The organism is Mesorhizobium amorphae (assembly GCF_014843845.1).
GTDB classification, from domain to species: Bacteria; Pseudomonadota; Alphaproteobacteria; order Rhizobiales; family Rhizobiaceae; genus Mesorhizobium; species Mesorhizobium amorphae_A.
This window is the reverse complement of the sequence record NZ_JHQS01000124.1, coordinates 1-12955: the sequence shown is the minus strand read 5'-3', so window position 1 is coordinate 12955 and position 12955 is coordinate 1. Positions and strand designations below refer to the sequence as shown.

Here is a 12955-nt window from a genome sequence, read left to right as displayed (position 1 = left end):
ATCAATTTCGTCTCATCGCGATGATGTCGCTGGCTTTGCTCCCCTTTGTCCACGAACGGTCACACGGACGATGTCGCCTTGCACGGACCAGGGTTTGACCGGCAGGCGATCATGAATAGGATTGGTCAATGTCGCCTGAAACACAACAGCTTCTGTCTGCTCTGGGTGACCGTCTGGGCGCGGGCGGCGTGTGCGCCGGCTCCGACGTGGATCAGCGTTATCGCGACGATCCTGATGGCAAGCTTGGCGCGCTTCCCGAAGCAGTGCTGCGCCCGCGCGACACCGAGGGTGTCGCGGCGGCACTTGCCGCATGCAACCATCTCGGACAGCCAGTTGTCGTGCAGGGCGGACGCACCGGTATGGCGGGTGGGGGGCGCGTGCAGCCGGGCGAGGTGGTGCTGTCGCTGGAGCGCATGACCGGTCTTGATGTCCCAGATCGCCAGGCGGCCAGCATCGTCGCCGAAGCGGGTGCAACGCTGCTGGCGGTGCAGGAGGCAGCCGACGGCGCCGGGCTGATGTTCGGCGTCGATATCGGTGCGCGTGGTTCGGCCACGGTTGGCGGCAATATCGCCACCAATGCCGGCGGCATCCGCGTGCTGCGCTACGGCATGTACCGGGCGCAGGTGCTGGGGCTGGAAGCGGTGCTTGCCGATGGCAGCGTGCTGACATCGCTAAAAGGTCTGCCCAAGGACAATTCCGGCTATGACCTCAGCCAGCTCTTCATCGGCACGGAAGGGACGCTTGGCGTCGTCACACGTGCCGCGCTCCGGCTGCATCCGAAGCCGGCGTCCGAGGTGAACGCGTTCTGCGCGCTCCCGTCACTCGACGCGGCGATCGCCCTGCTTGGGCTGCTGCGCCAAAAGCTCGGCCCGCTGCTCTCCGCCTATGAGGTCAATTTCGCACCGCTTTATGACCTCATAGTCGCCAGCATGGACATGCCGGCGCCGCTGCCGGCGGGTTCACCGGTCTATGTGCTGGCGGAGGTCCAGGGCAGCGAGCCCGAGCGCGACGGCGAGCGCTTCGCCGAGGTGTTGATGCAGGCGGTCGAGGATGGCGTCATCGACGATGTGGTCGTCTCGCAGTCGCCGCGCGAATTTCGTGCCCTCTGGAACGTACGGGAGGACGCCAATCGCGTCCTGTTTTCAATCAAAGGGCTGATCAGCGTCGACATCAGCATCCCGCTGGCGCGGATGGGAGCATTCCTGCGGGACGCGGACGCTGCCATCCATGCCATGGACCCCGGCGCCGACATCTACGTCTTCGGCCATCTCGCCGATGGCAATCTGCACTACCAGGTTCTGACGGTCGATCCGGCGGCGGCATATGACATCGTCTATCGCGGCGTGGCGGCAGCCGGCGGCGGCGTCTCGGCCGAGCATGGCATCGGCCTCGACAAGAAGAAATGGCTGCATCTGGTTCGCAGCGACGCCGAACTCGCCACGATGCGGCGGCTGAAGGCAGCGCTTGACCCCAGGAACATCCTCAATCCAGGGCGGGTCTTCGATTTCGGCCCATCGGCCTTGCCTCGGTGAAATTTGACAGGCGCTCAGGTTCGCTCAATTGCGATTTGGCTGGGAGTCCGAAACGGGCGACGAGCACGCACAGCAGCACGATGAAGGTCGGGATCAGCACCACCAGCGCATTAATGTCGGGCGAGAAGCCGAGGCGCGTGATTGCCCACAGCCTGACCGGCAGCGTGCTTGCATGCCCGGTGAGCAGGATGGTGATCATCGTTTCGTCGAACGACGGCGCAAAGGCCAGGATGGCGCTGCCGACCATCGCGCTCGACAGGTTCGGCAGACGCGATCGGCACGAACAGTCGGCTGTAGAGCAGCCCGGCAGCCAGTTTCGTGATCGCCGTCAGGAAGACAGTGGAGAGCCGGCGCGCGAGGCGGCGGCGGGGACGCTGAGCGGCAAGGTGATGCGCGGGAACGTCTGCAAGCCTGCGACCGGATCGTCGGAGGCGCGCAGCAAGGTCTGCGGAATGCGCTCCAGCGACAGGAAGATCGGCAAGATCGCGAAGGGAATCAGCAGCAGCGTCAGCGTCAGCAAGATGGCATCGAACACGGAAAGCGTCGACGGCTGCTGCAGGATACCAGGACCAAATCTCATCTGCCTAACGCGCCTTGAGTATCTCCAAGAAAGCGTCACCGAAGATGTGCAGAGGCTGCGGGTTGCTTTCAAGCTTTGCTCTCAAAACCGCTCCCTCCCAGCCAGTCCAGAACAGCCGAGCCAATCGCTCGGGGTCGAGATGATCGGAGATCTCGTTTCTAAGCTGCCCGTCGGCGATGCAAACGGCGAATCTCCGTTCCCACCCTTCAAGGACCGCCACGAGTTTGATCCTGAAGGATCCGGGAAGGGCCCCCATCTCCTGCCCAAGATTGCCAACGAGGCAGCCTCTACGGAACTTGTACTTGCTCATCCCGTGTTCAGCGTCATCCATGAACGCTACGATGCGCTCGATTGTACTGCGCCGTTGGTTTCCAAGAAACTTCTCAATCTTGTTCACAAAAAATGCGTCATAGGCGTCGATAGCTTCGAGCCCAAACGCTTCCTTGCTCGGGAAGTAATAGTAGAATGATCCGCGGGGAACTTCAGAACGAGACAATACTTCCTCAATGCCGGTTGAAAGGAAGCCTTTCTCCGTCATCAATTCCAAAGCGACACGCATGATCCTTTCCTTGGCGGTTTCCAGGGCAAGATGCGTTGCCGTCTTCAGTGCCGAATTTTGGTGTTTTGTTCTGTGTGCCATCAAACGGCTATAGACCGACCGGCTACCGCAGTGCAAGAGGTCACAGCCTGCCATGGCCGGGAGTTTAGTGGTGCAGGCTGGTCCAGCCGTACATATCCGTCGTAGTGGCGTAAACGCCCTTGTTTGTTTGAATCCGGCGTAAGATCGGGCGATCCAAGGGCAGATCTGGAGTGCCGCGCTGTTTTCAGCCGCGTCACCGAGAAATGCGCTTGCGGGAACTAATAGACTGATCTACTAGTAAATCAAGAGCGGCGGTCAGAAAGGCGATGGGCGCTGCAAAAAAGTGAAATCCAGGGTGGAAAGACAGGAGGAGTTTTAACCTATGAAAAAGTCAGGATACAGGTTCAGCAGACGCGGCTTTTTGAAAACCGGCGCCGCTCTTGTGGCGACGCAGAGCATTGCTGCGCCCTTTGTGATCACTAGGGCCTTTGCCGGTGGCGGGACTGTTAATTTTATGGGCTGGGCGGGGTACCCTCTGTTTCGCGAGAAAGTGTTTCCCGCCTTCGAGGCCGCGACAGGCGTCAAGGTAAACTTTATTGAGCAACCCGATCAGGACGCGATGTATGCACAAGCGAAGCTTTCGCTTGCCACAGGCAACATTGACGTCGCGGAACCGACAGTGGATCGTCTCGCAGCCTGGAATAGCCAAGGGCTGGTGCAGGGTTGGGATGAGTCCAAACTCGACCTCTCAAATTACCTCCCGGGTATGGCCGATGGTGCGATGGGCAAACGCTCAACCATTGACGGGAAGCGCAAGTTTTTGCCGGCCGTCTGGGGCACGGAAGCGCTTGTGTATAAGAAGGGCGACGCCAAGCTGAGCTCACCTGCCAGCCTTGGCGATTTGTTCAGTCCAGACAACCAGGTGACCATTCGGCCTCATTCAGCGCTTGCGGCCATGGGCCGGTGGCTTGAGGCAAATGGCAAATTGCCGCGTCCGTGGTCGGATAGCTACAGCGATATGGCAGTAATGACCCAACTTTGGGATATCGCCCTTGCCGAAGCGATAAAGCACAAGGGCAATGTTGTGCAATGGTGGTCAGGCGAGAACGATGCCAATGCCGGCTTCACTACAAATGGTGCGACTCTCGGGCTTTGCTGGGATTCGACTGGCTTCAACCTGCGCAACAATGGCTTTGTATACGCCGCGCCGGGAGAAGGTGCGTTCGCGTGGAATGAAGGTTTGGTGCTCCTCGCTAACGCTAAGAATGTTGACGAGTCTCATGCTCTTGCGAAGTGGGTTTCCACTGCGGAAGGCTCAGCGCTGTGGGGGGCGGCAGTGTCAGCAAATCCGGCTGCAAAAGGTGGACCCAAGCTACTCAATCCGGACAACGCTGCATTTTACGAAGGTGCATTCGACGAGGGTGCTTTGAAGAAGCTTTGGTGGTGGCCGGACCAGAATAGCGAATTTGTGGCTAAGCGCGGAGAATATGCCGACAAATACAGGGCCGCATAGGCAAGATGCGTGTGTCTAGCCATTCACGCAATCTTGTGCCGCAGGCCATTTCCAACTCGGCAGATCCGGAGAAGCCTTCTGAAGGATCTGTCGAGCTTGAACATGTAAGTTGCAGGTTCGGGAGCTTCCGCGCAATCGAAGATCTGAGCCTTACGATCAGGGCGGGCGAGTTCTTTTCGATCCTCGGCCCATCCGGGTGCGGCAAGACGACGATCTTGCGGATGATCTCGGGTTTTATCGACCCAAGCGCCGGCACGATCCGGATCGGCGGGGAGGACGTCCGCGGCAAGCGCGCAAACCAACGCCCTACCAGCCTGATTTTTCAAAATCTCGCTCTATTCCCGCTGATGCGCGTCTGGGAAAATGTAGCGTTCGGCTTGGAGATGCGGCGAGTGCCACGCAGCATCCGGCGTAAAAGAGCCGAAGAACTGCTGACATTGGTGGATCTGGTTGGCGCTGAAGACAAAATGGTAAGCCAGTTGTCGGGTGGCCAGAGGCAGCGGGTCGCGATTGCGCGTGCCTTGGCTGTAGAGCCTTCGGTTATGCTTCTTGATGAGCCGTTGTCAGCGCTTGACCTCAAACTGAGGCAGCACATGCGAGCGGAACTGAGGTCGATCCAGAAGCGGACGGGCGTGACGTTCATCTACATCACTCATGACCAGAGCGAGGCACTCGCCATGTCCGACCGCGTGGCGGTGATGAACAAGGGAAGGATGTTGCAGGTCGCTCCACCTCACGAGATCTATCACAATCCAAGCTCCGGTTTCGTGGCAAAATTCGTAGGCGAAACCAATGTGATCGAGGGCAAGCTTGTACGAATAGCAGACGGTTTTGGCACCGTAGAGTCACCCTTGGGCCAGCATCGCGCCAGGGTAAGCCACAACGTGCAAGGGGAAAGCGTTGCACTGTATGTCCGTCCAGAGCATGTGGATGTCTCGCGGCAGCGACAGGGCGACAACGCCATCGAGGCACGGCTGCAAGATGTCTCTTTCGAAGGAAGCTTTGCGCTGGTTAAAGCAGTCACGGCGCATGGACATGTCTTCCTGGTGGCAACTGACAACAATGATCTTCAACGCCTTCCAAGCAATACCGAGAACGTTTACCTCCATTTCGACGAACAACAGGCATTCCTTCTTCAATCAGATCGTGAACAATGCATCACCTAGTTAAAATGTACGGAAGGTCAATCTCTGCTCTGTTCCTAGTATTGACACTAGGCTGGCTCTTGATGCTTATCATTTTGCCGAACATTGCGCTGATTGAGAGCTCGTTCCGTCCCTACCTGCCGCTGAATGAAATTGACGGGCCTCGCGATAGCTATACCTTGGCTAACTACCAAAGGTTTCTTTCGACGCCGGTTGGCTTCGACATTTTTGGTATGTCGATCGATGTTCCGATCCATCTGAGAATTTTCATCACTACGGTTTTGTACTCAATTTTCGTCACCGCGATAATACTCATCATAGGGTATCCGGCAGCTTATTATATGACAAAAACTATATCACCTAGCAACATGGCGATTTTCTTCATCGTCCTGACGGTGCCCATGTGGGTGTCTGAGATTCTTCGCTCGTTCGCGTGGTTTACGATACTATCGTTTAAGGGGCCGCTCAATGCGTTATTGATAGAAATTGGGGTGATAAACTCCGAAGTCAGGTGGATCAGGGGATATTACGGGATAATTATCGGGCTTGTGTATACTTATATGCTTTTCATGGTATTTCCACTATACAGTTCAATGCAGTCCTTGGATAAGAACCAGATCGAGGCCGCGCAGGATCTTGGGGCGTCGTGGTGGCGTACGCATTGGCGGGTCATCGTTCCTCATTGCAAACCGGGCATTGTGTCCGGCTGTGTCATGGTATTCATGCTATCAGCCGGTTCGCTCCTTGTCCCTTCTCTCTTGGGTTCGCCGAACTCGCTATGGTTCACTCAAACAATACAGCAGTTGATGTTGGAAGCGCTTGATTGGAACACCGGGGCGGCTTACTCCCTGCTTTTCTTGAGTCTCTGTACTTTTGTGGTGGTGGCAATGATGTGGGCGTTCAAAGTGAAACTGTCTGACATCACAAACTAGGCATGGATTAATGTTCAGACACTCGCAAATAAAGATTGGCCATCTCTACCTGGCGCTTTTCTTGCTCTATCTCTTGCTCCCCCTCGGCGTTATGGGCGGGGCGTCGCTGAACGACAGCAGGTTTCCGACCGTCTATCCATGGATGGGCCTCACCGACAAGTGGTTCATCGCGCTTTGGAACGACTCTAGAATGTGGGGCGCTCTGCGCAATTCGGTGGTTGTCGCGATTGGCGTTGTTTTGCTGGCCGTTCCAACGGGGACGGCAGCCGCCTTTGTAATTTCGTCGATGTCTGGAACGGCGCGCACAATTCTCTATGGGGCGCTGATCGCCCCGGTATTGGCCCCAGGCGCTGTGATAGGGATTTCGACCCTTCTGTTCTGGGCGAAGCTGTCGGTGCCTCCCGGCCTGCATTTGTCCGTTTTGGGCCAAGTTAGCTACATTGCATCACTCGTCATGCTTTTGGTGCTCGCAAGATTGCGCAGCCTTGACGCAAGCCTGGAGGAGGCGGCCATTGATCTCGGGGCCAGCCATGCGCAGGTGCTGCGCTACATTGTCTTCCCCCATTTGGCGCCTGCGTTAACCGCCTCTGCCGCTGTCGCGTTTTTCCAGTCCATGGAGAATTTCAACATTACGCTGTTTACCCGCGGGACCTCGAGCTCGGACACGTTGACTGTCTACGTGTTCTCGATGGTGAGAGGTGGGGTTACGCCGAGCATAAACGCGCTGGCGCTTATTATTGTCTCCGTAACTTTGCTTGTCACAACGACTTTCGCGCTTTTGCGGCAATCTTCAAAGCGACCATAGTCATCAACGTCCGGCGCCGATTGCCGCCTCAGTCGAGCCGCTCGAGCTCTCCGTAGCAACCAATCTCACGTTCCCCCCCTCGAATGATGAAGACATGAGGACCCGCCAATGAGCTTCCAAGCAGTTGTTGTCCGCAAGCACGATCACGGCCATTGTGCGCAACATGAACAGGTTGAGGACTCTGCACTGCCCGAAGGCGAAGTCCTTGTGAACATTACGCATTCTACGATCAACTACAAGGACGGCCTCGCTATCACTGGCAAGGCGCCTGTGGTGCGTTCGTTCCCATTGGTGGTCGGGATAGATTTCGCTGGCACTGTCAAGGAGAGCAGTTCTGGTGACTTCAAAACGGGCGATGCCGTTGTGCTCAACGGCTGGGGCGTCGGCGAAACGCATTGGGGAGGTCTAGCGCAGCGCGCACGAGTCAAGTCCGATTGGCTGATCCCGCTTGCTGACGGCTTAACCAGCTGGCAGGCAATGGCAATCGGCACTGCTGGGTACACTGCCATGCTTTGCGTGTTGGCGCTCGAAGAACAGGGGGTGGCACAGGGCGGCGACATCCTCGTCACAGGTGCCACCGGCGGAGTTGGCTCCATCGCCATCAGCCTACTTTCGAAACGCGGCTTCACCGTGACGGCATCAAGCGGAAAGCCAGCCCAAGCCGACTATCTGAAGGCCTTGGGAGCGTCGGAAATCATCGATCGCGCCACACTTTCTTCACCGGGGAAACCCATCGCCAAGGAGCGCTGGGCCGGCGTCGTTGACACCGTGGGCGGCGCTACGCTCGCCAATGCTTGCGCAGCAACACGCTATGGCGGTGTCGTGGCGGCTTGCGGTATGGCGCAGAGCCTCGATTTTCCAGGAAGCGTCGCGCCATTTATCCTTCGGGGTGTAACGCTTGCGGGTGTTGATAGCGTCTACTGCCCCAAGCCGAAACGCTTAGCGGCTTGGCAGCAGCTGGCGCGAGAACTTGACCTCGATCATCTGAACACGATCGCGAAGGAGATCGGCCTCGGCGAGGTTATCGCTGCGGCGACAGATATTGTCGAGGGCAGGCTGCGTGGGCGCGTAGTCGTCGACGTGAATCGTTGAATATTCGGGAAACGGCTCGCTGATCCGGGTTGACAGCGCAGCCGACGCCCTGTTCGAGGGCTTCCTAGCGATGCTTGCCTGACCGGATATGGCTATTCATTGCTAGGCGATTTCATGGTCGCAGAGGACGTCGCGGAAAAGCGTCTGGTGCAGCTGCTACCAAACCTCGAACCCGTGCAGCAACCAATCTATGCCTTTTATGCGCAAACGGCGCCATACATGCTGGACCCCCGAGTTCGGGCGGGCGCCCATCGACGACACCAGCAGCACCTCGAAAACCAGCCTCAACCAGGCGCCATGCGATGGGCCTACGATAATCGCACCTTCGAAGCCGCAATCACCGCCATCATGAGGAAGCTCGCCATCCTCGCAAACGCAGTCTTGCGCAACAAGCGAAAATGGACCCCAAAACCCGCTTGATCAAAACGGATATTCTAGCGTGCAGCCGAAGTGTCCGGAGAGTTCCTTCTCACCCGTTCGACAGCGTTCGTGAGCAATCGAACGCCGTTCTCGATTTGCCCTATGGTCAAGGCGGAATAGCCCATCACCAGTCCGATCCGGTCGGCGCGACCTTCATCCGTTTCCCGGCCGTAGAGCGGCGATATTGAATGGACACCCACGCCTTCTCGTCGCGCCTCTTCAATCAGCGCGTCCTCCAATGACCGATAGAGGTCCTTGAACCAGACGACGACATGCAGCCCGGCATCAGCGCCTTCGATAATGATGCGGTCTGCGAACGCGCGTCCAAGGGTGGCGAGCAGGGTCTCTCGGCGCCCGCCGTTCAGACGGCGGACGCGGCGCACATGGCTTTCATAGCCGCCGCTCTCGATGAGCGAGGCCAGGGCCTCCTGCTCCGCCACCGGAGAATGCCTGTCCACAAACTGCTTGGCCGTCGCGAAGACGTCTTGCAATTCCGGCGGAACCACGAGGTAGCCGATGCGCAGCATCGGCGACAGCGTCTTGGAGATCGTACCTAGATAGATGACGGAACTGCGGTCCTCCAGCTTGTGCAGCGGGGGCACCGGACGAATGTCGTAGCGGTATTCGCCATCGTAGTCGTCCTCGATCACATAGGCGTCGTTGCGCCGGGCCCATTCGAGGAGCTGATAGCGGCGCGAGACCGGCAAGACGCCGCCGAGCGGAAACTGATGCGACGGCGTGACATAGGCCAGCCGCGCCGTGATCCCCTCAAGCAACTCCGTCTTCATCCCATCCTCATCGACGGCGACGGAAACAGGCCTCGCGCCTGTGCTGGCAAAGACCTGGCGCGCCATCCTGTAGCACGGGTCCTCGACCACGAAGCTGTCGGAAGGATCGAGCAGCAAGCGCGCGCAAAGGTCGAGACCCTGTTGCGAACCGCTTGCGATGATGATCTGCTCGACCTCGCAGCTTAGGGTTCGGGCGCGCCACAAATATCCCTGCAGCGCCTGGCGCAGGCGAAGCGATCCACGCGAATCGTCATAAGCTAGGCGCCCTGGGCGTTGCGACATCGCCGTGTTCATGGCGCGCTTCCACATCAGCGCCGGAAAATCGGACGGCGCGAGGTCGCCATAACGGAAATCCACTTTCAGCCGTTTGGGCAGATAAGCCGGCCAAGGCGAACTGGCGCGCAGTCTCTCGCCGTAGGCGGAAAGATGAATCGGTCCGGCCCGTTTTGAGACGGTGCTGCTTGCCTGGTGACCGATCAGCGAAGATGCGACGCGGGGTCGTGCGCCTTGGCGGACTTCAATGAAACCTTCTGCGGCCAACTGCTCATAGGCGACGGTGACAGTCGTGCGCGAAACGCCGAGTTCATCTGCGAGGCCCCGCGACGACGGCAACTGACTGCCGGTTTCGTAGACGCCCCCGAGGATCTGCTCGCTAAGAGCTTCGTAAATCTGGCGCGCACCCATACCATGAAAGCGACCCGCAGAACCAGCATCGGAAGACTGGACCATTACATTCATCGCCAACTGGACGTTACATGTGAGCCAGTATGGCGACTATCTTTCGGAATTCCAAGCGAACTTCAGAGAGAGCTATGACTGGCCCCAAAGATCGATCCGAAACCGATGCAACGAAACGGTCCCTGGGCGACGCCGATCTCGGCTTCGCCACCCGGGCGATCCATCACGGCTACGATCCGGCTGGCTTTTCCAATGCCGTTCAGCCTCCGGTCTTCCTAACCTCCACATACGGCTTCGAGAGCGTGGAGGCGAACGAAGCAGCCGCCGCTCTCGGCGGCAGGCTTTACGCTCGCGAATACAATCCAACAACTGAGATCCTTGAAAAACGGCTCGCCAATCTCGAAGGAGCTGAAGCAGGGCTGGTCGTCGCCTCGGGGATGGCGGCTTTCGGCACGCTGATCCTGTCGCTGATGTCCCAGGGCGACGAACTCATCGTCCACAAGACCCTTTACGCGAACACGCTCGCCATGGTCGAACAGGCGGTCCCGCGGTTTGGCATCAAGGTCGTTCCAGTCGATCTGTCGGAGCCAGAGAGTCTCGATGCGGCGATCACTGACCGGACCCGGCTTGTTTTCTTCGAGACCCCGGTCAACCCGCTGAGCCGCATCCTCGACATCGCCGAAATCGCCCAACGCGCCCATGCGCGCGGCGTAAAGGTGGCGGTAGACAGCACTTTCGCCTCGCCCGCACTCCAGCGGCCGCTGGAACACGGGGCCGATATCGTGATCCACTCGCTGACCAAGTATATCAACGGCCACGGCGATGCTCTCGGCGGGGCGATCCTTGGTGACGCGCAGACACTCCACACACTGCACGAAACGGGTCTGCGCTATATCACCGGTGCAGCACTCTCGCCCATGTCAGCGTTCCTGATCCTGCGCGGGCTGAAGACGCTGACGCTCAGGATGGAACGCCACGGTGCCACCGCGCTGACTGTCGCTCAGGCACTTGAGGTTCACCCGGCTGTGGCCTGGGTGAGTTACCCGTTTCTCGACTCTCATCCCGATCAGGCGATTGTCCGAAAGCAGATGTCCAAAGGATCAGGTATGTTGGCTTTCGGCCTCCACGCCGGGTTCGAGGGCGCGCGCCGCATGATGGACCGGCTTAACCTGATCACCCGAGCGGTCAGCCTCGGCGACGCTGACAGCCTCATCTACCACCCGGCCAGTCTGACACGTGCCCGCAAAAGCATCCGCAAGGATGCTCATCTTGCCGATGGCGTCGGCGAGGACCTCATGCGTCTCTCGGTCGGTCTGGAAGATGCCGGCGACTTGATCGCCGATCTGAGGCAGGCGCTGGACGTGCTGTAATGAACCCGTTCCCGTCCTCGCGTCCAACACTGACGCGCTCATGCAGAAATCTGGAGCAACGCAATGGCATTCCTGAGCGGGCTTTCCGCATTCCCGATCACGCCGAGTGACCGTGACGGCCGCGTCGACACCAAAGCCCTGCGCAAGCTGATTACACGGCTTTGCGCAGCAAAGGTCGATTCCATCGGCCTTCTCGGCAGCACCGGCACGTACATTTACCTCACGCGCGAGGAGCGGCGACGGGCCCTCGCCGAAGTGTTGGACGAAACCGATGTGCAGACGCCGGTCGTGGTGGGCGTGGGCGCGCTGCGCACCGACGAGGCGGTATGCCTTGCGCAGGACGCCAAGGCCCTCGGCGCTGCCGCAGGGTTGCTTGCGGCTGTCTCGTACACCCCGCTCACCGATGACGAGGTGTTCGAACATTTCTCGGTCGTGGCCCGCGAAGGCGGCCTTCCAATTGTCATCTACGACAATCCCGGAACGACCCATTTCCATTTCACTCCCGCACTTGTCAGCCGCCTGGCCAAGGTGCCGGGGATCGTCGCCATCAAGAATCCTACGGACAAGAGCGACGAATTCCGAAGCCATCTGGCCGGGCAGCGGAGCATCGTGCCGGAAGGCTTTTCCATCGGCTACAGCGGCGATTGGAATTCCACTGAGGCCATGATCGCCGGAGCCGACACCTGGTACAGCGTCCTTGGTGGTATCCTGCCCGAGGTCTGCGTAGAGATTGTCAGGGCGTCGCAGGCGGGCGATGCGGCCGAAGCACGCCGCCTCGACGCCGCATTGACGCCAATCTGGAATCTCTTCAAGCAATTCTCCAGCCTTCGTGTTGTCTATGTGCTCGCCGAATTGCTCGACATTTGCCGCGCCGAACCTCCGCGCCCGGTCCTGCCGCTCTCCGCTGTAGCAAAGCGCCAGATCGTCGAGGCGCTGGAACGCCTGCCGGCGGGCATTGCTCGATGAATCGTGAAACCGACCGACAGCGAAGGAACCTTCATGTATGTACCTCCACATTTCGACGAACCCAGCCAAGAGGCTCTCCACGATCTGATCGAGACGAGCGCCCTCGGCGTATTGATAACTCATGGCAGGAGCGGGCTCGATGCCAATCACATTCCTTTCGAACTTGACCGGGCGCGGGGGAGGTACGGCACTCTGAACTGTCACGTCGCGCGTAACAACCCGGTCTGGCAGGACGTGTCGACCGGCGATGAGGTGCTCGTCGTGTTCCGCGCGGCCGACGCATACATCTCGCCGCAATGGTATCCGAGCAAGCAGGAGTTCCACCGACAGGTACCGACCTGGAACTACCTCGTTGCACATGCATACGGACGGATCACGGTCCGTGACGAGGAGAGCTATGTCCGTCACAATGTCGCCAGACTGACCCGCCGGCACGAGACGGCCCAACCTGTCCCGTGGAAGATGGGTGACGCGCCCAAGGACTTTATCGATGCAATGGTCAAGGGCATCGTCGGTCTGGAGATCGAAATCACCCGCCTTGTCGGCAAAGCCAA

Annotated in this window: 14 protein-coding genes; 10 read left to right on the top strand and 4 right to left on the bottom strand. The window is 58.9% G+C overall.

Going from position 1 to position 12955, the window contains the following annotated elements; translation table 11 throughout:
- Positions 1 to 128 precede the first annotated feature (128 nt).
- Positions 129 to 1532 carry an FAD-binding oxidoreductase gene (locus DH08_RS31915; protein ID WP_192183207.1) on the top strand — a complete coding sequence of 468 codons (1404 nt, stop codon included), beginning with the start codon at positions 129 to 131 and terminating at the stop codon, positions 1530 to 1532.
- On the opposite strand, the gene DH08_RS31910 is transcribed toward DH08_RS31915, so the two are convergent.
- The 3 genes from DH08_RS31910 to acuR all read right to left on the bottom strand — a co-directional run bounded on the left by DH08_RS31910 (position 1483) and on the right by acuR (position 2752).
- A complete protein-coding gene (locus DH08_RS31910) occupies positions 1483 to 1779 on the bottom strand; it encodes an ABC transporter permease subunit (protein WP_246801128.1) in 297 nt (98 codons plus the stop codon). The two genes, DH08_RS31915 and DH08_RS31910, sit on opposite strands and share 50 nt — an antisense overlap.
- Before the next feature lie 81 nt (positions 1780 to 1860).
- Positions 1861 to 2112 carry a hypothetical protein gene (locus DH08_RS31905; RefSeq protein WP_246801126.1) on the bottom strand — a complete coding sequence of 84 codons (252 nt, stop codon included), beginning with the start codon at positions 2110 to 2112 and terminating at the stop codon, positions 1861 to 1863.
- 4 nt (positions 2113 to 2116) lie between these two features.
- Positions 2117 to 2752: an acrylate utilization transcriptional regulator AcuR gene (gene acuR / locus DH08_RS31900; protein ID WP_192183206.1), complete on the bottom strand. Its 636-nt coding sequence runs from the start codon at positions 2750 to 2752 to the stop codon at positions 2117 to 2119.
- Between the two features lie 322 nt (positions 2753 to 3074).
- Here acuR and DH08_RS31895 point away from each other — a divergent pair, with 322 nt between their 5' ends.
- The 6 genes from DH08_RS31895 to DH08_RS31870 all read left to right on the top strand — a co-directional run bounded on the left by DH08_RS31895 (position 3075) and on the right by DH08_RS31870 (position 8599).
- The gene (locus tag DH08_RS31895) at positions 3075 to 4205 is read left to right on the top strand and encodes an extracellular solute-binding protein (protein WP_192183205.1); all 1131 of its coding nucleotides are present in this window, start codon (positions 3075 to 3077) and stop codon (positions 4203 to 4205) included.
- Between the two features lie 11 nt (positions 4206 to 4216).
- The gene (locus DH08_RS31890) at positions 4217 to 5371 is read left to right on the top strand and encodes an ABC transporter ATP-binding protein (RefSeq protein ID WP_428339614.1); all 1155 of its coding nucleotides are present in this window, start codon (positions 4217 to 4219) and stop codon (positions 5369 to 5371) included.
- A 62-nt stretch (positions 5372 to 5433) separates the two neighbouring features.
- The gene (locus tag DH08_RS31885; RefSeq protein ID WP_192183203.1) at positions 5434 to 6282 is read left to right on the top strand and encodes an ABC transporter permease; all 849 of its coding nucleotides are present in this window, start codon (positions 5434 to 5436) and stop codon (positions 6280 to 6282) included.
- A gap of 10 nt (positions 6283 to 6292) precedes the next feature.
- On the top strand, positions 6293 to 7087 hold the full coding sequence (locus DH08_RS31880) for an ABC transporter permease (protein WP_192183202.1): 795 nt from the start codon (positions 6293 to 6295) through the stop codon (positions 7085 to 7087).
- Between the two features lie 108 nt (positions 7088 to 7195).
- On the top strand, positions 7196 to 8179 hold the full coding sequence (gene acuI, locus DH08_RS31875) for an acrylyl-CoA reductase (NADPH) (protein ID WP_192183201.1): 984 nt from the start codon (positions 7196 to 7198) through the stop codon (positions 8177 to 8179).
- Positions 8180 to 8293: 114 nt separating this feature from the next.
- Entirely contained in the window at positions 8294 to 8599 is a 306-nt protein-coding gene (locus tag DH08_RS31870) for a type 2 periplasmic-binding domain-containing protein (protein ID WP_192183200.1), read from the top strand.
- Between the two features lie 14 nt (positions 8600 to 8613).
- Here DH08_RS31870 and pdxR read toward each other — a convergent pair whose 3' ends face one another.
- Entirely contained in the window at positions 8614 to 10125 is a 1512-nt protein-coding gene (gene pdxR / locus DH08_RS31865; RefSeq protein ID WP_428339625.1) for a MocR-like pyridoxine biosynthesis transcription factor PdxR, read from the bottom strand.
- 74 nt (positions 10126 to 10199) lie between these two features.
- On the opposite strand from pdxR, the gene DH08_RS31860 reads away from it, so the two are divergent.
- From DH08_RS31860 to DH08_RS31850, 3 genes are all read left to right on the top strand, one after another.
- Complete coding sequence (locus tag DH08_RS31860) at positions 10200 to 11435, top strand: trans-sulfuration enzyme family protein (RefSeq protein ID WP_192183226.1); 1236 nt, start codon at positions 10200 to 10202, stop codon at positions 11433 to 11435.
- A 63-nt stretch (positions 11436 to 11498) separates the two neighbouring features.
- Positions 11499 to 12401, top strand: coding sequence for a dihydrodipicolinate synthase family protein (locus tag DH08_RS31855; RefSeq protein ID WP_192183198.1), 903 nt, complete (start codon positions 11499 to 11501; stop codon positions 12399 to 12401).
- A gap of 3 nt (positions 12402 to 12404) precedes the next feature.
- A partial coding sequence (locus DH08_RS31850; RefSeq protein ID WP_345892476.1) for an FMN-binding negative transcriptional regulator occupies positions 12405 to 12955 on the top strand: 551 nt, incomplete at its 3' end.